The sequence below is a fragment of the Lysinibacillus sp. FSL R5-0849 genome (assembly GCF_038595075.1).
Classification (GTDB): Bacteria; Bacillota; Bacilli; order Bacillales_A; family Planococcaceae; genus Lysinibacillus; species Lysinibacillus fusiformis.
Genome location: NZ_CP152004.1, coordinates 3,532,124 through 3,554,170, shown reverse-complemented (window position 1 = coordinate 3,554,170; position 22,047 = coordinate 3,532,124). Strand labels below are relative to the sequence as shown.

The window sequence follows — 22,047 nt, the reverse complement described above, 5'->3', positions numbered from 1 at the left end:
AGCAATCAAGAAAAGAGAGAACTAACGAGATGGTAAGGAAGAATGGAGTGACCTTTACATGGCACAATTAGTGAAAATACAAGATTATATTTCTCGCTATCAAATTGACTTAGCAAGATATCCTACACAATTTGTACGCTTGAAGAAAAGCCAATGGGATCGCATTAAGCGTCAATGGGAATTGGGAGAAGATATAAGCGAGTGGCAACATATTGATAATGAGACAGAAGCGGATACTTTCGAGGAGAAAGAGCGATTTTCCTTTATTAAAAAAATATTTACAGGACGACAAAAAGAAGCAGCAGAAGACGTTGAAGATATAGAAATATCAAACGAACTCATAAGTAGTGAGGATACCATTCCAGAAGAAGAAACAACACTAACATTTGAACCTAAGATTGTGTATGCTCCGCAATCCATCCATGAATTGAAGCGAATGTTTATTGATCAATTCTTCCATTTCCAAATGAAATGGGCTAGTTCAACATTACGTGAAAAATCATATGTAGATCCTCGCTTCATGCGTGACTCGTTACTACGTACTTTATTACAAACATTACCAGATAATTTCTTGTTGTTTTATTATCCTATTCTACAAATAAGAAAAGCACCGATTGAGCTTGATGTTGTGTTAATGTCTCCGACCGAGTGTATTTGTATTACCGTTTTGGAAGCAGATAATCAAGCTGTATATGTTGGTGGAAGTGATCGCTTTTGGATGAAAAAGGTGGGGACAAAGGACTCTAAAGTTCTGAATCCAACGATAAACTTAGCCCGTATGGAGTCGGTACTATTCCAATTGTTTAAAGAAGAAAATATAGATATGCCTATTCGAAAAGTGGTATTAACTCGAAATGGTTATTTTGATTATCCGGGTTCACCGTATGGGATTCGTTTTGTTGATCGACGAAATTACGGAGAATGGATGGAGCATTTGCGAAAGGTCTCCTCTCCAATGAAGCATATGCAAATACGTGCGTCTCAAGCGATTCTAAATACTGTACAAACTACTTCGTTTAATAGAGATATTTGGCAGCAAGCTTCACAAACAACAGAGGATTGAGTATGCAAATTCTATTTATTGTCAATAAAGCTGCAGGAAATGGAAAAGGGAAGAAAGTATGGTCTCAACTTCGTAAGCAGCTAACGATAGATTATGAAGTGGCTTTTACGAAATATGAAGGACATGGACGCGAACTTGCCAAACAATGGGCTCGACAACAGCAGGATCAAAAATTACTAATAGTTGTTGGTGGAGATGGAACCATCCATGAGGTGTTTAGTGGTGTTGTACATAATAAATTTTTAGTGCTAGGTGTGGTTCGTGCAGGCTCTGGTAATGATTTTGCGCGTTCGTTTCCCACATTTTACAATGCTCAGCAAATCGAGGACTATGTATTGAATGCTTCCACGGCCTATACAAAAATAGATGCGGGAAGTATTCAGCTCAGCAATAGATGGGATGAACTCTTTGTCAACAATGCTGGCATAGGCTTTGATGCTTATGTCACAAAATCGATTAATACATCTCGCCTTAAATTTTACCTCAATAAAATAGGATTGGGTAAGCTGTCGTATGCTTTTGCTGTCATTAGAGGCTTATTTAGCTTTGAATGTTTTAACGTCACGATACGTTCTGATCATCAAGAGTGGCAATTCCAACGAGCATGGTTTGTCGCCATGTGCAATCAGCCTTATTTTGGCGGAGGGATGAAAATATCACCAGCTGCAAAAGCAGATGATGGCCGAGTCGATATTACAATCGTCCATGATATTTCCCGTCTGAAATTATTACTTATTTTTGCGACTGTTTTTTTTGAAAAGCATACGAAATTTAAAGAAATCACATTTTTACAAGGACAACATTTTGATATTATCGTGAATGATCACCAGGTTGATTGTCATATGGATGGTAATTATAGTGGAAGTGTCCATCAGGGTTCTACCATTCACTGTACAGTGCAACAGAATGCATGGAACATTATGACAAAGAGTTCTTAAATAATATCATTGCGCAATAATTTTATGCGAATGTAAGAGGAATACGTTATACTATAAAAAATCAATAATTTTATAAGAAAGAAATGAGGAACAACAGTGAGATTAAGAAATAAGCCTTGGGCAGAGGAAATGATTACAAATCATCCAGAGGTAATCGTTCCGAATCCTGAAGACTTTAAAGGAAATTGGCAGGCTGTTTTCGGAAATGACAACCCAATTCATATAGAAGTTGGTACTGGAAAGGGACAATTTGTTACAGGAATGGCTTTACAAAATCCAGATATTAATTATATTGGCATTGAGCTTTATGATAGTGTAATTGTTTGTGCATTAGAGAAAATTCTAGAAGCAAAATCTCCAGCCAATTTACGTTTGCTTAAAGTAAATGGCGCGGATTTAAATAAATTCTTTAACAAAAATGATGTAGCACGTGTATATTTGAATTTCTCAGATCCTTGGCCAAAAACACGTCATGCCAAAAGACGTTTGACGCATGGGGGGTTTTTGAAATTATATGAGTCGATTTTGGTGGATAATGGGGAAATCCATTTTAAAACGGATAACCGTGGTTTGTTTGAATTTTCGTTAATCAGTATATCTGAATATGGTATGTTACTAAAGTATGTATCACTCGACTTACATGCAAATATGCCTGAGGATAATGTGATGACTGAATATGAGCAGAAATTTTCTGCAAAAGGACAGCCGATTTATCGCTTAGAGTCGCAATTTATCACTAAATTGTAGGGGGAATATGGATGGATCAGTTACAGTTTCACAATATGTCATTATCATGGCTTAACGGGGGTGTTACGTGCCTAGATGGTGGTGCGATGTTTGGAGTTGTACCGAAACCACTTTGGTCACGTAAATATCCAGTCAATGAAAAAAACCAAATTGAATTACCAACAGAACCAATTCTTATTCAATATGAGGGAAAAAACTATCTTATTGATACGGGTGTTGGCTTTAACAAATTAAATGAAAAACAGCTAAGAAACTTTGGGGTAACAGAGGAATCTTCGTTAGCGGATAGTTTACAAGAGCTTGGCTTAACGACAGCAGATATTGATGCGGTGCTAATGACACATTTACATTTTGATCATGCTGGTGGCTTAACTCAGTGGCAAGATGATGTGCTTGTACCTACTTTCCCGAATGCTAAAATTTTTGTAACAAAAATTGAATGGGATGAGATGCGTAACCCAAATATTCGCTCGAAAAATACGTACTGGAAAGAAAATTGGGAGCCTGTGCAGCACTTAGTTGAAACCTATGAAGATATGTTGGAAGTAGCACCAGGAATCGAGATGATTCATACAGGTGGTCATAGTGAAGGACATGCTGTCATTAAACTTACTCAACAAGGTGAAGTGCTTTTGCATATGGCAGACATTATGCCTACTCATGCTCATCAAAATCCATTATGGGTTTTAGCTTATGATGACTATCCAATGACAAGTGTTTTTGCCAAAGAGCGTCTTATGAAAGAAGCTCTTGCCAATAACTATGGCTTTATTTTCTACCATGATGCCTATTACCGTATGATTAAATGGGATGAAACGGGGAAAGAAATCAAGGCTAAGCTCGAGCGTAGTAGACAAGCTGTAATTACATTCTAACAATGACGAGGTAGTGACATGTAAAATGTCGATACCTCGCTTTTTTGTTCGTGATGATGATGGAAAATATGTTACACTAAACACGAAACTAAATTATAAAAGAGAGTTGAAATAAACATGGCAACTGAACAACCATTTTTACCAGTTTTACTAGGATCAGATATGAATGCATATGGGATGGCCCGTGCATTTTACGAAGCATATGGAATAAAACCACTTGTCTTAGGACGTTCTCATTTAACAGCTACACAAGATAGCCATATCTTACAATTTCAAGAAATCGACCGTTTAAATGAACAGGATGTATTTGCTCCTGCCCTTGCACAAGTTGCAAAACAATATGCGGATAAAAAACTATTGCTCTTAGCGTGTGGTGACGATTATGCCAAGCTTATTATTAAAAATAAGCCAGCGCTACAGGAGCATTTCACAGTACCTTACATCGATGAGTCTCTAATGGATGAAATTTTACTCAAAGAAAATTTCTATAAAATGTGTGATAAATACGATTTTAAATATCCAGGAACAACGACTGTAACAGCAGACAATTATGACAATTTTACACCTCCATTTGAGTATCCAATTATTTTAAAGGCGTCAAATTCTGTTGAATACTGGGCATGTAAATTCCCAGGGAAGAAAAAAGTTTTTGTTGCGCATGATGAGGCAGAAAAAACAGCTATTTTAAAAGCGATTTATAGCTCAAGCTATCAAGATACAATGATTATTCAAGAATTTATCCCTGGTGATGATTCATATATGCGTGTGCTTAACGCTTATGTGGGCAAAGATGGGAAAGTGAAGCTGATGTGTCTAGGGAATCCTATTCTAGAAGAGCATTCACCTGAAGGAATCGGAAGTTATGCAGCAATCGTAACAACATATGATAAAGAATTAATGGATCAAGTACGTTTCTTCTTAGAGGACATCGGCTATACAGGCTTTGCCAATTTCGATATGAAATACGATATTCGTGATAAACAGTACAAGCTGTTTGAAATTAATTTACGTAATGGACGTTCTAGCTATTATGTTACGGCAAGTGGCCATAATTTAATGAAGTACGTTGCTGATGATCATATGTTAAACATCGAGCAAGAAGTTACTTATGTGGAGGATAAACATCTGTGGATGGTTATTCCAAAAGGTGTATTATTCAAATATGCATCGAACGAAAAGCTGAAATTAGAGGCGAAAAAATTAATTAGTGAAGGTAAATACACAAACTCCCTTTACTATAATGAAGATATGAATACAAAGCGTTGGGTGAAGCTAACACTCAATAACTTAAATTATTATCGCAAATATAAAAAATACTTTAATAATAAAGGTTTATCAGAATAATAAAGAGAAGCCATCTCAATTAAAAAAATGAGAGGGCTTCTTTTGCTTCTTTTTTAGGGCTAAACCTCTGTTAATTCCACTACAACGCCCGAGCGTGCATCAGCTGCAAATTCAAATGTTTGCATGTCACCCTCATGCATGCGTGAAATGCCTCCACGATAGACAGGAATAGTAATGATACCATTTGTATAATCTTCTGTTTTCATAAAAATCCAGGAACCGTCAATCGGTGCATCCTTTTTAAATTCTTTTTTTATGTTTTCAAGTACTTGTCCTGCAGGTACGAACGGAGAAACTTTTTCACTAGCTTCTTTAATAATGACTGCGGCAGCTAAGCCAGTTGCAACACCAATTAAAAAATCACGTAATTTCATACATCTTCCTCCTTTTTCTGTACCTATATTTTAGCATAGCCTATAGAGTGAATGCACGTTCACATGATAACAGTTTTAGGAAATGTATCAATATTTCGAATTCGGAAATAAATATGTTACAATAGGCGAGGAAGAATATTCTACTTCGTGGGGAGAGAGTCAACATGAATGAGGAAACATTGCAATTATTTAAAACATTAACAGAGTTACCAGGTGCTCCTGGTAATGAGCACGCTGTTCGCGCGTTCATGCGATCTGAGTTGGAAAAGTATTCAGATGAAATCGTTCAAGACAATTTGGGGGGGATTTTTGGTGTAAAGCATAGTGATGTTGCGGATGCACCAAAAATTTTAGTTGCAGGTCATATGGATGAAGTAGCATTTATGGTTACTTCTATTACTGATAATGGCATGATCCGTTTTCAGACGTTAGGTGGCTGGTGGAACCAGGTTATGCTTGCACAACGTGTAGAAGTCTATACGAAAAATGGGGCAATTCCTGGTGTTATCGCATCTATCCCACCGCATTTATTAACGGATGCAGAACGCTCTAAGCCTATGGATATAAAAAATATGTTAATCGATATTGGCGCTGACAGCAAGGAGGATGCGGTAGCATTGGGAGTTCGTCCAGGACAATCCATCATTCCTGTTTGTCCATTTACACCAATGGCCAATCCGAAAAAAATTATGGCCAAGGCTTGGGATAACCGCTATGGCTGTGGTTTAGCAATTGAATTAATGAAAGAAGTCAAAAATGATAAGCTTGGTTCTCATTTATATTCAGGGGCAAATGTAATGGAAGAGGTTGGTTTACGTGGTGCTCAAGTGTCAGCAAACATGATTAAACCGGATTTATTCTTTGCATTAGATGCTTCACCAGCAAATGATACATCAGGTAAAAAAGATCAATTTGGACAGCTTGGTAAAGGAACATTACTTCGTATTCTTGACCGTACAATGGTGACACATCGTGGTATGCGAGAATTCATTTTAGATACAGCTGAATCCAACCATATTCCTTACCAATACTTTGTATCACAGGGTGGAACTGACGCTGGACGAGTACATACAGCTAACGACGGTGTACCAAGTGCAGTAATTGGTGTTTGCTCACGTTATATTCACACATCTGCGTCTATCATTCACATTGATGATTACGCTGCTGCTAAAGCATTAATTGTTGAATTAGTGAAAAAAGCAGATCGTTCGACTTTAGAGTCTATTCGCGCTAATGTATAAGAAGTTGGAAAGATGCCTGTAAAAAGGCATCTTTTTCTATGGAAAGAAAGTAGGGGTTTGATGAAAATAGCAATTGGAACAACTAATAAAGCGAAAACTGAAGCAGTTGAAGCTGTAGCTCAAAAATATTTTGAGGATACAACCTTTACCTATGTGAAAGCTGCTTCAAAAGTATCAGATCAGCCTATGTCGAATGAAGAAACGAGATTAGGTGCGATGAACCGTGCGAAAAATGCCATGATAAAAACCGATGCATCACTATCCTTTGGTTTAGAAGGTGGTGTAACTGAAATAGAAGGCGAAATGTATGTGTGTAATTGGGGTGCATTAACAGCATCCGATGGGACAATATTTACAGCGGCAGGTGCACAAATTATTTTACCAAAAGAAATTGCCCAGGAAATCAGATCTGGCGGAGAGCTTGGTCCACTCATGGAGCAATATACACAGCGCAGGGATATTCGTCAGGGCACTGGAGCAGTAGGGATTTTTACACAAGGTTTAGTAAGCAGACAAATGATGTTTGAGCATATTGTATCACTATTGGTTGGTCAATATTTGTTCACATTTTCCGAAAAATAGTTAAATGGAATTAGTAATGCGCATGCGGAGAGGTTGCATCTTCCTAATAATTTTTTTAAAATAGAAAAAAAGTTAGTTAGTAGTGCAAGAGAAAGGAGAGAGACATGTCATATAAATGGCTACAAGTTATTGGCCTGACGCTGTTACTTCTGATGCTTTCTGGCTGCAATCAATCGATCGATGAGCAAATTGCCAACGGACTTCAAATCACAGAAACGGTTTTTGCAGAAGAGCCTGAAGAACATACCGAGGAAATTGGGAATATTAATTTATACTTACCTTCAAATTTTAAAGTTGAAGATAGTTCAGATGCTTACAATATTGTTATTTCAAAAGGAAAAGAAAGCTATATCCTCTTCATTAACGATAAAGAAGCACAAGATAGTAAACTTTATTATCATCTTTTAAAAGACAATGAAGCTGATAAAATCATTGAGGAGACTACTTATGATAAAGATGGTCGCTTTGGCTTTACAGCCGTACTAAAAACAGATGATGAGAATGAAATGGAGCTCATTGTGAGTAGTGGTGGTGTGAAAATGACCACGATTTCTCCGGCCAAACATATAGAAGATAATTTGCGTGAGATGACGAAAATCGTTCATTCGGTTAAGATGAAGTAAATAAACAAGATTGAACAAGACGGTTCACAAACATGTGAGCCGTTTCATTTTGAAGATAGGATGTGAGAAAATATGAAGCAATTGAAATCAGAGCAGCTTGTAGAGCTATTAAGAAAACGATTAAACGAAGAGAAATACGATTTTCATTTCGATAAAAAGCACGATAAATTAAGATTGAATCATAAGACGATTGAAAAAGGTATGGAGCTTTCGTTACCTGGGATTTTAGCAAAATACAATGATAAGCAAGAAGCAGCTATTGATGAGGTTGTGTATACGATTACGCAAACTTTTAATGCGATGGAACAAGAAAAAGAAAAGGGTTTCCAAACGGCTACACAAATTTATCCTGTTATTCGTGCGACATCCTATCCTCAAGCATCAAAAGAGGGACATGCGTTTATTACAACAGACCATACAGCGGAAACACGCATCTTTTATGCGCTTGATTTAGGCAAAACCTATCGTTTTATCGATGAATCTATGCTGGAAGCTTTACAATTAAGTGTAGAGCAAATTCGTGAAATGGCACGTTTTTCAGTTAAACAATTACCAACCTCTTTTAAAAAGGATGAGGTCGCCAATAACTTCTTTTATTTTGTTAATATGAATGATGGTTATGATGCAAGCCGAATTTTAAATGAGAGCTTTTTAAAAGAAATGCGTACGCAAGTGGAGGGGGATATGACATTATCTGTGCCCCATCAAGATGTGCTAATTATAGGTGATATTCGGAATGAAACAGGGTATGATGTATTAGCACAGATGACGATGCATTTCTTTGCAGTCGGTACAGTACCGATCACGTCATTATCTTTTATCTATGAAGACGGGGAATTAGAACCGATCTTTATTTTAGCAAAAAACAGAGTGAAAAAGGAGCAAGAAAAACAATGAACGTATTTTACAACAAAGAGCATGTAGGAGATGTATTACTAGTTCAACTAGCAACGGAGTCTATCGTTAACACAGTAGTAGAGCGTGCTGGGGATATTGCTATATTAAAAGAAGCTCAAACGGGTGAAATTAAAGCATTTAATTTATTTAATGCGAGCCAATATGTACAAACAGATGCAAGAGGATTAGTTGAGGTTACTCCAGAGTTAGTTGAACAATTAGCAGCAGCAATCGAAAAGAACGGTGCTAACATTAGTCTAGATGTTGATTTCTCTCCGAAATTTGTCGTAGGTTTTGTAGCAACGAAAGAAAAGCATCCAAATGCTGATAAATTAAGTATCTGTTCAGTAAACGTTGGAGATGAGACTTTACAAATTGTTTGTGGCGCACCTAATGTAGAAGCAGGGCAAAAGGTAGTAGTTGCAAAGATTGGTGCGGTTATGCCTTCAGGAATGCTTATAAAAGAAGGAAATTTAAGAGGTGTAGATTCATTTGGCATGCTTTGTTCAGCACGTGAGCTAGCTGTTCCTAATGCTCCATCTGAAAAAGGAATTTTAGTTTTGCCTGAAGATGCTATCGTAGGTAGTGCATTTGAATCACCGAGTAAATAATAAACTCGTTTTTTCATAATAAAATTATTAAAATTCAAAAATTTTATCATGATATTATCCAATGTATCAAGGTGAAATTCCCTAAATCGTTATGTTACTAATATGCTAGTAACATAACGATTTTTTTGTGTAGAATGAGCCTCTAAATGCAAGTTTCGCGAGCGTTTTTATGGTATGCTTTTGATATAGACATTGAGCTATTGATTTGAGCAATACTAGACAATGCTATAAATGAAGTGTAAGAGAAATGAGTGAAACGAAGTGAACTGGTTTAAAAAACAAATAAATAAAATTTTAAATAAAGATGAATATGAATACGAGTATGAAGAATTTTATGAGGACTACGGAGAGGAACAAGCAGAACAGTTACATACTCAGCAAGATGCGCCAATGACTAAGCAAAAAACGTTCCGTTTCCCATTGATTGACGATGATGAGGAAGGCGTTGTATCACAAGCGCCCCCAAAAGAAATGTTCAATCAGGTAGAGAATGATGATTATTATGGGCAAATCGAGGATTTATCCTTACCCAAGCATTTAAATCATCATATTGTTGATTCAAGCGTTTATGATGTAGATGTATCAGGGATTCGAGATTTATTAGCGAGTCGTTCAAAACGCACTGGTAGAAAAACAACTGTGAAAAGTCAGCCGGTCGAACAGGAACACCGTTCAAGAGCGAGTTTAGTTTTTCGAGATGCACAAGATCGTGAAGAGTCAATTATACCTAAGACAACATCTGCACCAAAAGATAAACCACAGTGGCAAGAACAAAAAGCTCAAAAAGTAGATAGCGATTTTCTTGAAAATCGGAAACGCTTTATCCCAACGGATGTACCTTCACCCGTTTATGGATTTGCAAAACCAAGTCCTATCAATGAATTATTGGATAAAAGAAAAGAAGAACATGAGCTACAAGAAACGGCTAGGACAACCTCTGATGTATGGACAATTCATCAGCCATTAAAAGAAGCGACAACAAATGAGGCTAATGAAAATATACTAGAAGAAAAAGAACCGCCTAGTACAGGTCATCATGTTGAAATTGAACAAGAATTCCATGAACCTACTGTCAAACCTATTACATTTGATGCTGATGTGTTGGATGAAGAAAAGGGTGTACCTGACAGTGCGCCAACAGATATCGTGGTGCCACCAACCACACCTTTTGCCAGGGCATTTGAAGATCAAGTGAAGGAAGCTGCTATGCAAGATCAAACCTTACAGCAGCTTTCTGCAGATCAGTCTGAGATTCATGTGAAAGAATTGATTGTGGAACAAGTTCAAATTGAAAATTCTACCATTCATATTGGAGAGGTAACTGTCGTACAGCCTTCGAGTAATGAAGAGGACTATCAGATGGGTATGGATGAACAATCATCTGATGCTATGCCAAAGGAAGAAAAAAGTCGTATTCCATTCAATGTCCTCATGTTAAAAACGGATAAAGAAAAATGGCGGATTCAACAACAAATCAAAATGGCGCAGCCTATTCGTGTGGAAAGTAATCCGGAAGCAGTAGAAGATGTGCTGATGGATGTGACGGAAGCTAAAGAAGTGGAACAATCCCTGCCTTCGGTGAGCATAGATACAGATGCTATACAGCTAGTTGAACCACAGCTAGAGGAAGAAAGTGATTCACAATCTGCTTTATTCAGTCAAATTCAAGGAGATGTTGAGTACAATCGGCACGAAAATGAAAGACAAGATCTCATTACAGAAGCCCAATCAGAAAATCCAGTAGAGGTTATTACAATGGCTCCTGTTACAACTATGACTCGTGTATCCTCGAATGAAGAAGCAGAGATTGCAAGAATTAGTGCTGATGAAGTTGCTGCAACAACAGAGCTAGAATCAGAGATCATTTCAGTAACTGAAGTTTATCCTGAAATTGTAGAGGATTCTCCAGTAAAACCTGTGGAAAATCTAGAGCAGGTTTTAGAAGCTGAACAGGAGCTAGCAGTTGAGGAAAAAGCAATACCTGTGCACGTTTATCAGAAGCCAACTGACGAATATTTAGAGCTACCAGAGGAAAAAACACAGGATACAGATTGGATGGAGCAACAAGGGGATACATTGGTGGAAGCACTTTCTTATTTCCAGGTTTCTGCCCAAATCGAATCGATTATGCAGGGACCTGCAGTTACTCAATTCGAAATTACTGTGAGTCATGGTACGAAGGTAAGCAAAATCAGAAATTTAGCAGATGATTTAAAGCTTGCTTTAGCAGCAAAGGATATTCGTATTCAAGCACCGATCCCTGGGAAAAGCTCGATTGGTATTGAGATTCCAAACCGCGTATCAAGAGCTGTACGATTATCAGAAGTGACGAATAGTGCATCATTCCTTGAATCAGATTCGCCATTAGAGGCAGCATTAGGTCTTGATTTAACAGGTAAGCCTGTGACACTGGATTTACGAAAAATGCCTCATGGTTTAATTGCTGGTGCGACAGGTTCAGGTAAATCCGTTTGTATCAATTCTATTTTGGTTAGTTTATTATATAAAGCTGCACCACATGAGTTAAAACTAATGTTGATTGACCCTAAAATGGTGGAACTGGCACCATTTAACCATATCCCACACTTAGTTAGCCCTGTGATCACAGATGTGAAGGCTGCAACTGCAGCTCTTAAATGGGCAGTGGAGGAAATGGAACGTCGATATCAACTGTTTGCGCATGCAGGGGCAAGGGATATTACGCGCTATAATGCAATAGCAGATAAAAATAATGAACATAGTTTGAAATTGCCATATATTTTAATTGTTATTGATGAGTTAGCCGATTTAATGATGATGTCTCCAGCAGATGTAGAGGAGGCAATTTGCCGTATTGCTCAAAAGGCACGTGCATGTGGAATCCATTTAATTGTTGCAACACAAAGACCATCTGTAGACGTTATAACAGGATTAATTAAATCCAATATTCCTACACGTATTGCCTTTGCAGTATCTTCACAAATTGATTCTCGTACAATTTTGGATGGGCAGGGAGCAGAAAGGTTACTTGGAAGAGGCGATATGCTATATTTAGGTAACGGTATGTCAGCGCCAGTACGTCTCCAAGGTACATTTGTTACAGATGATGAAATTGAAGCGATCATCGAGCATGTTCGTGAACAAGGAGAGCCTGATTATATTTTTGATCAAGAGGAGCTATTGAAGAAAACAGAGGTATCCGCAGAACAGGATGATTTGTTTGAAGATGTTTGCCGTTTTGTTTTTGAACAAGGTGGAGCTTCTACGTCCTTGATTCAACGAAAATATCATATTGGCTATAATCGTGCTGCTCGTTTAATTGATATGTTGGAATCACATGGCTTTATCTCAGAGGCAAGAGGTAGTAAGCCGCGTGAAAGTTTCATTACGGAAGAAGATTTAATTACTATGTTTGAATAAGAATTGCCTTGTTTTCGTCTACATTATCTAATTTACGTCGAAATTAGTTTTTTTAGAAAAGTTACACATCTATCCTTATGCATAAAAAGTGCTATAATAGACAAGATGTGTTGAATAGTACGTATTTTTTAATACTTGTGAAGGTATTAATACCTAATCAATCGTGAAATAATACGTTACACCTAATAGATGATAGATGGGATATTGAAATTCCCGGGGGGTTTAATTAATGACAGTTTTTCATTTCACAGGCATTAAAGGTTCTGGCATGAGTTCACTTGCTCAAATCTTATTTGATGCTGGTGAACAAGTACAGGGCTCAGATGTCGATAAATATTTCTTCACGGAGCAGCCGTTACGTGAACGTAATATTCCAATTTTTACATTTAATGCAGATAATATTAAAGAAGGCATGACTGTAATTGCAGGTAATGCTTTTCCTGATGATCATCCAGAATTAATTCGTGCCCGAGAAATCGGCGTAGAGATTATTCGTTACCATAAATTTTTAGGAGAATATATTGGTAACTATATATCCATTGCCATAACAGGTGCACATGGTAAAACTTCAACTACAGGTTTAATGGCACATGTGGTAGGTGGTTATAAACCAACATCCTATTTAATTGGTGATGGTACTGGTGCTGGTCATGCAAATGCTGACTTCTTTGTGATGGAAGCGTGTGAATACCGCCGACACTTTTTAGCATATAATCCTGACTATGCGGTGATGACAAATATTGATTTTGATCACCCAGACTACTTTGCAAATATAGATGATGTCTATTCTGCTTTTCAATCATTAGCTTTACAAGTAAAGAAAGCTATTATTGCATGTGGTGATGATGAACAGCTTCAACGTATCCAAGCAAAGGTTCCGGTTGTTTATTATGGATTTGGATCTGAGAATGATTTTGAAGCTCGTAATGTTGAAAAAACGACAGAAGGTACAAAATTCGATGTTTTTGTTCGTAATGAATTTTATAGCACTTTCTTCATTCCATTATTTGGGGATCATGCCATTTTGAATACATTAGCGGTCATTACTCTATGCGAATATGAAGGAATTTCACCTGATATTATTCAGGATCGTTTGCACACGTATAAAGGTGTAAAAAGACGTTTTACTGAAACAGATATAGGGGATAATGTATTAATAGATGACTATGCCCACCATCCAACGGAAATTCGTGCTACCATTCAATCAGCGCGCCAAAAGTTCCCAGATCGTGAGCTAGTTGCTATATTCCAACCACATACATTTACACGTACACAAGCTTTTTTACAAGATTTCGCAGATAGTCTAAGCCTTGCAGATACAGCCTATTTATGTGATATTTTTGGCTCTGCAAGAGAAACGCAAGGCGCACTTTCTATTCAAGATTTGGCGTCATTAATCGAGGGCAGTGCAGTGATTACCACTGAAGGAATTGATATACTAACAAAACATCAAGGCGCAGTATTCTTATTTATGGGTGCTGGAGATGTTCCTAAATTCCAAGATGCTTTTGAAGCCGTGCTTAAAAACGATGAAACAGCTTAGTCCGTAGGGGTTAAGCTGTTTTTTTAAAATTTGAGCAGGAATTCCGTTTTTTTTGTCGAAGATAGGGAAAGTAATAGTAAAGAGAATTTACTAGCAGGAGGTCAACTTATGGAAGTGATTTTGTATATTGCAGCCATTATCGCTGCAATCGGGTTTTTAATTTTATGCGTGAGTGTAGGAATGACATTATTCTCGCTCAAGTCCATCTTAAGCAGTTTATCTGGCACTTTATCAGGTATTGAGGGACAAATGGAAGGGGTCACACGAGAAACAACTTCTTTATTATCCAAAACAAATAGCTTAGCAGAGGATATTCAACATAAATCTGAACAGTTAAATTCAGTGGTTCAAGCTGTTAAAGGTATTGGAGATTCTGTCAATGGTTTAAATAATTCTGTACAGCAAATTACTTCTTCTGTTTCTAAAAGTGTAGAACAAAATGAGGAAAAAATTGCGCAAGTAGTACAGTGGAGCAATGTTGCAATGGGCATTGCTGATAAATGGAAAAAGCGCAAAATCATAGAGCAAGAAACTGTATCTGAGGATGTGTATGGCTTTGAAACAGTTCAAGTAGAAAAGCCGAAAAGAAAATGGGGTCGTAAATAGTAAAAATTATTCAGTAAGTACATGGTACGGTCTGAATAAATATAAAGTCTTGGACATAAGTTGAACATGCATCTGTAAAAAGTAGATGGACAACCTGTCTAGACAAATTTGATAATATGATGGGGAGGAATTGTTGCATGACAACTCAAAAGCCAAATTTTAATGAAGTAAAGGAAAAACAGCTTGAAAGTTCATTGCCTCAGCTTTATCATTCGCAAGATTCGATTTATGAAGAGGAGCGTGTAAACATGAAAGATTTTGTGATTGGCGCATTAGTAGGTGGAATTGTAGGTGCTGCAGCAGGTCTACTGTTGGCTCCAAAATCAGGAAAAGATTTACGTAGTGATGTGGCTGTACAAGCTGTTCATTTAAAAGATAAGAGTGCAGACTTCTCGACAACTGCAAAAGATAAAACGGTTCAACTTTCTAAACAAATTCAAGAACAATCTACACAATTAGTGGAGAAAGTAAAAACTTTAAAAACAGCAAAGGCTCCTACAGTTTTTGATGATGGGACGGTTTCCTTTGAGGGTGAAGAACCACTTGAGGATTTTATTCCTAACGAAGAAGTAAAAGCAGAAGAGAAAAAAGACGAAACAAAAGGCTCCAATGAAGAAGTACGTGCATAATGCATAACGAAAAGGGATACGTTACATGATCATCGTGTAACGTATCCCTTTTTTTATGCGATAGGGGTTTCAGCTAATAATATTTCAAGTCGATCGCCACCGAAAATTTCCATATCAAAACTTGCAGGTTGGCCGTTTCTTAAAATCGTGAAATTTCCTTTGAATGTGCTTGGGAGCTGCCAATTAGAAAAGCGAAATACATCTTGATAAATCCAACGACTGCGATCCTTCTCTGTAAATAATACAGTGGCTCCATTGGGCACAGTTGAAAGAGGAGCTACAATCATTTGATTGACCAGTGCTTCATGTACTGTTTTGGAAAGCTCCACTACTTCATTTTGGAAATGAATGATGATTTTATCTTCCAGCAAAAGATTCATTTGGTCTGCAATGCGCTGAACAGTTGGCAATGATTGCTGCTGAAAGTTAATCATGTCACCATCTTGCACAGCATAGCTCAATTTAGTAGTTTTCCCATTAATCGTTAATTGGGAAGAAAACTCAGGTAAAAATAATGGCTGTCCATCGACATGTATTGTATAAGACTCAAATTGCTTCAATAAATGCCAGTTGTTTGTGACTTTAAAAATTTCCTCAATGGTTTCAGCTATCTCAAAAACGACACTATCCCGATCATTCAAAACTGTATCCAGCGATGCGGGGGAGTGATTGACTGAAATTTTCGGCTCAATGACATATTTTGTATTTTGGATAGTAATGGTTTTGATTGCAGCATCATCAATAAGATCTCTCACCGTTACTGTGGCTGGCTGTCCATCTTGTCCCTCCACTAGCTGAATTTCATCGCCTGTTTTAATTAGTGTTTTCGTTGATGCTTGTTGTCCGTTGACTATTATTTCAGCTGGCTGTCCATGACCACCTGGAATGAATATATCTTGTCCGTTAACACTAATAGATAAGCCGTGGCCAGGTTTTCCATACAATTGTTTAGCACGGATATTAGCCGCTAAAAAAGCATCTGCAACCGTCATTTCTTTTAGCTCAAAAAGACGAACCACCTGATTATTTACCGTTAAACTCATATATTGGATAGGCATTTTTTTCGCTGCTATGGCAATACCGATTGGTGTAACTAACTCTGGCGATGCTTTGATATGCTCTTCCTTAGTAAGGTTTTGAATAGCATCAATGCCTCGAACAGCTATACGGTTTGCTGGTAAATCAAGGACTAGTCCAAGTTCTGTTGTTAAGTTAGGTGTTAAGCTACCTCCGCCAACTAGCATAACAGCCTTTGGAGCCACACGGTTATTGAGTCGTAAAATTTCTTCTCCAATGGACTTTGCAAGCTGCTTGACAGCAGGTTCAATTGCTAATAAAACTTCAGCTTTTGGGTAATACTGATCAAAACCAAGAATGTCTTGAATTAATATTTCTTCTGCCGTTTGAAGCTGACGCTTTGCTATTTCGGCAACAGGAAAGTCTAGTAAATAATGGTCACTTAAAGCCTCTGTTATTTCATCGCCTGCTGTTGGAACCATACCATAGGCTACAACAGTACTTTTATCGGTTATGGCAATATCAGAAGTACCCGCGCCTATATCGACAAGAGCCACATTTAAACGACGCATCGTTGAAGGGATAAGGACATTAATAGCTGCAATAGGTTCTAATGTCAATGCTTCCATTTCTAAATCAGCTCGTTTTAAAGCGGCAATTAGTGATTCGACTACAACACGAGGTAGGAACGTAGCAATGACTTCGATTTGTGCCTCGTCTCCTTGTTGATCCAAGAGGCTGCCAATTTCTTCACCATCCAAGCGATAGTAGAGGACTGAGTAGCCTACGCAGTAATAATGGCTTATTTTGGCATCTTCTTTATGTTGTAAAAGTTGCTGTTGGGCTTGTTGAACTGCTTGGAGCTCTAAGCGACTTATATCTTCTTCTGTAAAAATAGGACGATTACGTATATTGATCGTCACGCTAGCTTGTTCAGTTTTCAAGGATCGGCCCGCTGCTGCAACACTTACTTTCGTCAGAGGACCGTGTTTCTCTTCAAGTTCATATTTTATTGTATTAATTAATTCTGCCACATACATGACATTATGTATTTGACCATCCACCATGGCACGTTCTTTATGCTCTTTCACTACAATATCTTCTACATGATAATGGTCATTTTCTTCTTGAAGAATAATGCCGACCACTGAGCGTGTACCAATATCAAGTGCAAATAATTTAGAACTCAATGTAATCGCTTCCTTTCGCGTTATATCTCAATTTCAATTTAGCGAGTTGAAGCGCTAAATTAAAAATGCGTGACATTCTGAACAACATTGATTATAATATTGCTATTATCTAAAAATGTAACATACATTTCAGAGTTCTGAAAGTGTCTGTCATGAGGAGAGGAGCAAGAAAGCATGAGCCAAAAAGATTTAGAAAGCTTACGTAGTCAAATCGACGGATTAAACTTAGAAATTCTTCGTCTTATTAACGAACGTGCAGCTGTAGTTGATGAAATCGGTAAAATTAAAGAAAAACAAGGTGTAAATCGCTATGACCCACTGCGTGAAAGACACATGCTTGATCTTATTAAAGAAAACAACCAAGGTCCATTAAACCAAATGACGGTAGATTATATATTTAAACAAATCTTTAAAACAGCTTTAAAACAACTTGAAGCTGATAAGAAGAAAGAATTACTTGTATCTCGTAAGAAAAAATCCGAAGATACAGTCATTAATATTAATGGTGAATTAATTGGACAAGGGAAGCCATCTTTCGTATTTGGTCCTTGTGCCGTTGAATCTTATGAGCAAGTAGCTGCAGTAGCTGCTTCTATTAAGGCAAAAGGTGAAAAGCTAATCCGTGGTGGTGCTTATAAGCCACGTACTTCTCCATACGACTTCCAAGGTCTTGGATTAGAAGGTTTAAAAATCTTAAAACGTGTGTCTGAGGAATATGGTTTAGGTGTTATTACTGAAATTGTGACGCCAGGTCATTTAGAGGAAGCATTAGATTATATTGATGTGATTCAAATCGGTGCACGAAATATGCAAAACTTTGAATTATTAAAAGCAGCAGGTGCAACTAATAAACCTGTCCTACTAAAACGAGGCTTAGCTGCAACGATTGATGAGTTCATCCATGCAGCGGAATACATTATGTCTAAAGGAAATGAAAATATTATCCTTTGTGAGCGTGGTATTCGTACTTATGAAAAAGCAACTCGTAATACATTAGATATTTCTGCCGTACCAGTGTTAAAACAAGAAACGCATTTACCAGTATTTGTAGATGTTACACACTCAACAGGACGTCGTGACTTATTGTTACCATGTGCCAAAGCAGCCATTGCAATCGGTGCTGATGGTGTTATGGCAGAAGTGCATCCAGATCCATCTGTAGCACTTTCTGATTCACAACAACAAATGGACATCCCTACATTCGACGCATTCTATGAAACACTACAAAAATTCATGAAAAATCATGAAATCCATGCTTAATTGTTAACAGCTAACACCGCTTGCTTACTTTGGCAGGCGGTGTTTGTTATATCGTGACAAAATAATGTCTAGAATAGGACTATTAGTACTTGGTTTTTACGTAGTTCTTCTTGAAAATAATATGAAAATTATCGTATGATAAGGCTATAATAGGAAAAAAGGGAGGCACGTACGATGACTGTTACAATTTATGATGTTGCAAGAGAAGCAAATGTTTCTATGGCAACGGTCTCTCGTGTAGTCAATGGTAATCAAAACGTAAAACCAGCAACACGAAAAAAAGTACTAGAAGTAATTGAACGATTAGAATACCGTCCAAACGCAGTAGCGCGTGGATTAGCAAGTAAGAAAACAACAACAGTTGGCGTGATTATCCCAGATATTGCAAACAATGTTTATGCAGAGCTGGCTCGTGGTGTAGAGGATATAGCCACAATGTACCGTTATAATATTATTTTAGCCAACTCAGATCAACATGAAGATAAAGAGTTACAGTTACTTGATACTATGCTTGGCAAACAAGTAGATGGTATTGTGATGATGAGTGATGAAGTAACAGAAAAGATGCAACAAACAATGGATCATTCACCGGTCCCAATTGTATTAGCAGGCTCTGTAGATGAATCGCAAACAATAGCTACTGTCAATATTGACTATTTCCAAGCGGCTTATGAAGCGATATCTTTACTGATTCAAAATGGACATACACGCATTGGTTTCGTAACGGGCCCACTTTCGTATACAATTAACGGAAAATTCAAGCTAGCAGCCTATAAGAAAGCATTACAGGATGCTGGCTTGCCAATAGATGAAGCATTAATTGCTGCTGAGGAATCTAGCTATGACATGGGCTTAGAAGCTTGGGAGATTTTATCAGCGCTTGAACAGCCACCTACAGCCTATTTTGCGGGCAGTGATGAATTGGCAATTGGTTTAATTCATGGTGCACAAGACGCCGGTAAAAATGTTCCAGAGGATATCGAAGTGATTAGCTTTGAGAACTCTAAGCTAGCACGAATGGTTCGTCCGCAACTAACAAGTGTTGCATTACCGCTGTACGACATTGGTGCTGTTGCTATGCGCTTACTTACTAAATTGATGAGTAAGGAGCCAGTCGAGGATGAGGCGGTAATTTTACCCCATCGTATTGAACATCGACAATCAGTCAAAAGTAAATAATATTCAGGAACACGTAAATCTTATCGAGGATTTGCGTGTTTTTTATTTAAAATGGAGTGCAGGGAATGTGGCTTTAAACCAATGAAAAAAACCCCACGAAAAATCGTGAGGAAAGGTGTTAATCTCGTTTTTCATTGCGAATAAGGTGTAGTGCTTTTGCTAACATTTGAGCATTTTTTTCTTCTATTTCTGTCTTACGTGGAATGGGTTCATATAAAGGATTTGGGTCCTCCCAAGTTGGAATAAAAGGAACGGGAGCTTCAGGTTGCCAGAAGTCAAGCCATGCCTGTGGAAGAGGTCCCGTTGGTAACGCTTGATCAGTCATTTCTAACCAGAGCATGGACCAAGCACGTGGAACAACTCGCCATATATCATAGCCACCTCCACCCACCGCAATCCACTTACCATCGCAATATTCATGGGCTAATTGGTGTGCGAGCTTTGGAATTTCCCGATATATATTCATAGTGCCATGAAGATGTGTCAAAGGATCAAAATAATGGGCATCTGCTCCATTTTGTGTGAGCACAACATCTGGCTTGAAATATTCGAAAACCTCTCTCATAGATCGTTCATAGATTTCTAGGAAACTTTCATCCTCTGTAAAAGCATCCATAGGGAAATTAAAGGAGGTACCATACCCTTGTCCGTTGCCTCGCTCAGTAATATTGCCTGTTCCAGGAAATAGGTAGCGCCCTGTTTCGTGAATAGACAATGTACAAACATTCGGGTCCTCATAAAAGCTCCATTGTACACCGTCTCCATGATGTGCGTCTGTATCGACATATAGTACACGGGCGTTATATTTTTCCTGTAAGTACCGAATGGCAACCGTACTATCATTGTAAATACAAAATCCTGATGCGCGACCACGAAAACCGTGGTGTAGCCCTCCTCCAAGATTGAGGGCATGCTCAGCCTTACCTTCCATTACATAATCAACGGCCGTTAATGTTCCGCCGACTAATTGGGCACTTGCTTCATGCATATTTTCAAAAATCGGTGTGTCTTCTGTGCCGATACCATAGCTTTCACATTGGGCTACCGATAATTCACCATGTCCTGCCCTCTTCACGATATCAATATACTTAGGGTCATGGGCAAGCAGTAGCTCCTCTTCTGTTGCAACACGTGCTGGAATAATATCTACATCATTGAGAGCATCTATATTTTTTAGTAAATCCATCGTTAGCGTCAAGCGTTTATGATTAAAGGGATGTGTATCTGAAAATTTATATCCGAGTTGTTCTGGCGAGTAAACGAATACTGCCTTTTTCATTATAATGAAACACCTGGTAAATTGGGCCATAGTACATCAAAGCCTTCTTTGCGAAGGTCTTTAATCATAGCTAAAGGATTCAGTGTTTTTACTCGGACACTTAAAATTTTATTTTGCGTATTTTCAGAATCAGGATACACTAAGACGCTTTGAACATTGGCATGATGATGATGAAATATCTTTGTTATTTCAAATAAAACACCTGGCGTGTCAGCTACTCGAATTTCAATTTTTGAGCCAGGTTCCGTAGCACCGGTTAGCTCTATATATGTATAGAGTAAATCCGTTGTAGTAACTATTCCTACTAATTTTTCTCCAGAGACTATAGGTAAACAACCTACTTTAGATTCATAGAAGGTAAGAGCGACCTCTTCAACAAAATCAAGTGGATGACCAACAAGCGGATCCTTAACCATTATTTCTTCTACTTTTGCTTGAAAAACAGGAGAATTGGGTTCATCTTGTAAAGATGATGGCAAAACTTCTTTAATGTCCCGTTCTGTTATCACTCCTAGAACGTGACGTTCCTCATCTATAACTGGTAAATGGCGAACTTTTTTGTCACGCATTAGCTTTAGTGCTTCCAACACGGTATTGGTAGGAGCTAATGTGTAAGGTTCCACATTCATAATTTCTTCTACGATCATATA

20 protein-coding genes are annotated in these 22,047 nt (G+C 37.8%); 16 read left to right on the top strand and 4 right to left on the bottom strand.

The genetic code is table 11. The features are described from left to right. Window positions 1–58: 58 nt before the first annotated feature. The 5 genes from MKY80_RS17440 to MKY80_RS17420 all read left to right on the top strand — a co-directional run bounded on the left by MKY80_RS17440 (window position 59) and on the right by MKY80_RS17420 (window position 4,967). A complete protein-coding gene (locus tag MKY80_RS17440) occupies window positions 59–1,063 on the top strand; it encodes an NERD domain-containing protein (protein WP_008176716.1) in 1,005 nt (334 codons plus the stop codon). Window positions 1,064–1,065: 2 nt separating this feature from the next. Beyond that, window positions 1,066–2,001 (top strand): diacylglycerol kinase family protein, encoded by a 936-nt coding sequence (locus MKY80_RS17435; RefSeq protein ID WP_090002355.1) that lies wholly within the window; start codon window positions 1,066–1,068, stop codon window positions 1,999–2,001. 96 nt (window positions 2,002–2,097) lie between these two features. Beyond that, window positions 2,098–2,748, top strand: coding sequence for a tRNA (guanosine(46)-N7)-methyltransferase TrmB (trmB, locus tag MKY80_RS17430; protein WP_008176719.1), 651 nt, complete (start codon window positions 2,098–2,100; stop codon window positions 2,746–2,748). 11 nt (window positions 2,749–2,759) lie between these two features. Then, a complete protein-coding gene (locus tag MKY80_RS17425) occupies window positions 2,760–3,623 on the top strand; it encodes an MBL fold metallo-hydrolase (protein WP_043990201.1) in 864 nt (287 codons plus the stop codon). Between the two features lie 117 nt (window positions 3,624–3,740). Further along, window positions 3,741–4,967, top strand: a complete 1,227-nt coding sequence (locus MKY80_RS17420) for a hypothetical protein (protein ID WP_008176723.1) — start codon at window positions 3,741–3,743, stop codon at window positions 4,965–4,967. A 59-nt stretch (window positions 4,968–5,026) separates the two neighbouring features. Here MKY80_RS17420 and MKY80_RS17415 read toward each other — a convergent pair whose 3' ends face one another. After that, on the bottom strand, window positions 5,027–5,341 hold the full coding sequence (locus tag MKY80_RS17415; protein ID WP_008176726.1) for a hypothetical protein: 315 nt from the start codon (window positions 5,339–5,341) through the stop codon (window positions 5,027–5,029). Between the two features lie 164 nt (window positions 5,342–5,505). Here MKY80_RS17415 and MKY80_RS17410 point away from each other — a divergent pair, with 164 nt between their 5' ends. The 9 genes from MKY80_RS17410 (at window position 5,506) to MKY80_RS17370 (ending at window position 15,472) form a co-directional block, all read left to right on the top strand. Beyond that, window positions 5,506–6,582 (top strand): M42 family metallopeptidase, encoded by a 1,077-nt coding sequence (locus tag MKY80_RS17410; protein WP_025116982.1) that lies wholly within the window; start codon window positions 5,506–5,508, stop codon window positions 6,580–6,582. 60 nt (window positions 6,583–6,642) lie between these two features. Next, on the top strand, window positions 6,643–7,164 hold the full coding sequence (locus tag MKY80_RS17405) for a DUF84 family protein (RefSeq protein ID WP_089985645.1): 522 nt from the start codon (window positions 6,643–6,645) through the stop codon (window positions 7,162–7,164). Between the two features lie 104 nt (window positions 7,165–7,268). Then, window positions 7,269–7,787, top strand: coding sequence for a hypothetical protein (locus tag MKY80_RS17400; RefSeq protein ID WP_008176731.1), 519 nt, complete (start codon window positions 7,269–7,271; stop codon window positions 7,785–7,787). Between the two features lie 72 nt (window positions 7,788–7,859). Further along, on the top strand, window positions 7,860–8,684 hold the full coding sequence (locus tag MKY80_RS17395; RefSeq protein ID WP_239354792.1) for a DUF1444 domain-containing protein: 825 nt from the start codon (window positions 7,860–7,862) through the stop codon (window positions 8,682–8,684). Beyond that, the gene (gene ytpR, locus MKY80_RS17390) at window positions 8,681–9,295 is read left to right on the top strand and encodes a YtpR family tRNA-binding protein (protein WP_008176735.1); all 615 of its coding nucleotides are present in this window, start codon (window positions 8,681–8,683) and stop codon (window positions 9,293–9,295) included. The genes MKY80_RS17395 and ytpR overlap by 4 nt, the downstream gene beginning before the upstream one ends. A gap of 261 nt (window positions 9,296–9,556) precedes the next feature. Continuing rightward, entirely contained in the window at window positions 9,557–12,694 is a 3,138-nt protein-coding gene (locus tag MKY80_RS17385; RefSeq protein ID WP_239354794.1) for a DNA translocase FtsK, read from the top strand. A gap of 229 nt (window positions 12,695–12,923) precedes the next feature. Continuing rightward, the gene (gene murC / locus MKY80_RS17380; RefSeq protein ID WP_008176739.1) at window positions 12,924–14,237 is read left to right on the top strand and encodes a UDP-N-acetylmuramate--L-alanine ligase; all 1,314 of its coding nucleotides are present in this window, start codon (window positions 12,924–12,926) and stop codon (window positions 14,235–14,237) included. 108 nt (window positions 14,238–14,345) lie between these two features. Further along, window positions 14,346–14,843, top strand: coding sequence for a DUF948 domain-containing protein (locus MKY80_RS17375; protein ID WP_043990204.1), 498 nt, complete (start codon window positions 14,346–14,348; stop codon window positions 14,841–14,843). Window positions 14,844–14,980: 137 nt separating this feature from the next. Further along, a complete protein-coding gene (locus tag MKY80_RS17370) occupies window positions 14,981–15,472 on the top strand; it encodes a YtxH domain-containing protein (protein ID WP_089985654.1) in 492 nt (163 codons plus the stop codon). A 53-nt stretch (window positions 15,473–15,525) separates the two neighbouring features. Here the strand turns inward: MKY80_RS17370 and MKY80_RS17365 are convergent, their stop codons facing one another. Then, the gene (locus tag MKY80_RS17365; RefSeq protein ID WP_008176744.1) at window positions 15,526–17,679 is read right to left on the bottom strand and encodes a cell division FtsA domain-containing protein; all 2,154 of its coding nucleotides are present in this window, start codon (window positions 17,677–17,679) and stop codon (window positions 15,526–15,528) included. 174 nt (window positions 17,680–17,853) lie between these two features. Here MKY80_RS17365 and MKY80_RS17360 point away from each other — a divergent pair, with 174 nt between their 5' ends. Beyond that, window positions 17,854–18,939 (top strand): bifunctional 3-deoxy-7-phosphoheptulonate synthase/chorismate mutase, encoded by a 1,086-nt coding sequence (locus tag MKY80_RS17360; RefSeq protein WP_025116991.1) that lies wholly within the window; start codon window positions 17,854–17,856, stop codon window positions 18,937–18,939. A gap of 174 nt (window positions 18,940–19,113) precedes the next feature. Beyond that, window positions 19,114–20,118 carry a catabolite control protein A gene (gene ccpA, locus MKY80_RS17355; protein ID WP_008176748.1) on the top strand — a complete coding sequence of 335 codons (1,005 nt, stop codon included), beginning with the start codon at window positions 19,114–19,116 and terminating at the stop codon, window positions 20,116–20,118. A gap of 118 nt (window positions 20,119–20,236) precedes the next feature. On the opposite strand, the gene MKY80_RS17350 is transcribed toward ccpA, so the two are convergent. Beyond that, complete coding sequence (locus MKY80_RS17350; RefSeq protein ID WP_342530445.1) at window positions 20,237–21,397, bottom strand: acetoin utilization protein AcuC; 1,161 nt, start codon at window positions 21,395–21,397, stop codon at window positions 20,237–20,239. Beyond that, on the bottom strand, window positions 21,397–22,044 hold the full coding sequence (locus MKY80_RS17345) for an acetoin utilization AcuB family protein (protein ID WP_342530443.1): 648 nt from the start codon (window positions 22,042–22,044) through the stop codon (window positions 21,397–21,399). The genes MKY80_RS17350 and MKY80_RS17345 overlap by 1 nt, the downstream gene beginning before the upstream one ends. Between the last annotated feature and the right edge of the window lie 3 nt (window positions 22,045–22,047).

Bases quoted from the DNA above. Each gene is read 5' to 3' on its own strand.
- MKY80_RS17440 (WP_008176716.1), top strand. From the start codon at position 59: ATGGCACAATTAGTGAAAATACAAGATTATATTTCTCGCTATCAAATT.
- MKY80_RS17435 (WP_090002355.1), top strand. From the start codon at position 1,066: ATGCAAATTCTATTTATTGTCAATAAAGCTGCAGGAAATGGAAAAGGG.
- MKY80_RS17425 (WP_043990201.1), top strand. From the start codon at position 2,760: ATGGATCAGTTACAGTTTCACAATATGTCATTATCATGGCTTAACGGG.
- MKY80_RS17420 (WP_008176723.1), top strand. From the start codon at position 3,741: ATGGCAACTGAACAACCATTTTTACCAGTTTTACTAGGATCAGATATG.
- MKY80_RS17415 (WP_008176726.1), bottom strand. From the start codon at position 5,341: ATGAAATTACGTGATTTTTTAATTGGTGTTGCAACTGGCTTAGCTGCC.
- MKY80_RS17410 (WP_025116982.1), top strand. From the start codon at position 5,506: ATGAATGAGGAAACATTGCAATTATTTAAAACATTAACAGAGTTACCA.
- MKY80_RS17405 (WP_089985645.1), top strand. From the start codon at position 6,643: ATGAAAATAGCAATTGGAACAACTAATAAAGCGAAAACTGAAGCAGTT.
- MKY80_RS17400 (WP_008176731.1), top strand. From the start codon at position 7,269: ATGTCATATAAATGGCTACAAGTTATTGGCCTGACGCTGTTACTTCTG.
- MKY80_RS17395 (WP_239354792.1), top strand. From the start codon at position 7,860: ATGAAGCAATTGAAATCAGAGCAGCTTGTAGAGCTATTAAGAAAACGA.
- ytpR (WP_008176735.1), top strand. From the start codon at position 8,681: ATGAACGTATTTTACAACAAAGAGCATGTAGGAGATGTATTACTAGTT.
- murC (WP_008176739.1), top strand. From the start codon at position 12,924: ATGACAGTTTTTCATTTCACAGGCATTAAAGGTTCTGGCATGAGTTCA.
- MKY80_RS17375 (WP_043990204.1), top strand. From the start codon at position 14,346: ATGGAAGTGATTTTGTATATTGCAGCCATTATCGCTGCAATCGGGTTT.
- MKY80_RS17370 (WP_089985654.1), top strand. From the start codon at position 14,981: ATGACAACTCAAAAGCCAAATTTTAATGAAGTAAAGGAAAAACAGCTT.
- MKY80_RS17360 (WP_025116991.1), top strand. From the start codon at position 17,854: ATGAGCCAAAAAGATTTAGAAAGCTTACGTAGTCAAATCGACGGATTA.
- ccpA (WP_008176748.1), top strand. From the start codon at position 19,114: ATGACTGTTACAATTTATGATGTTGCAAGAGAAGCAAATGTTTCTATG.
- MKY80_RS17350 (WP_342530445.1), bottom strand. From the start codon at position 21,397: ATGAAAAAGGCAGTATTCGTTTACTCGCCAGAACAACTCGGATATAAA.
- MKY80_RS17345 (WP_342530443.1), bottom strand. From the start codon at position 22,044: ATGATCGTAGAAGAAATTATGAATGTGGAACCTTACACATTAGCTCCT.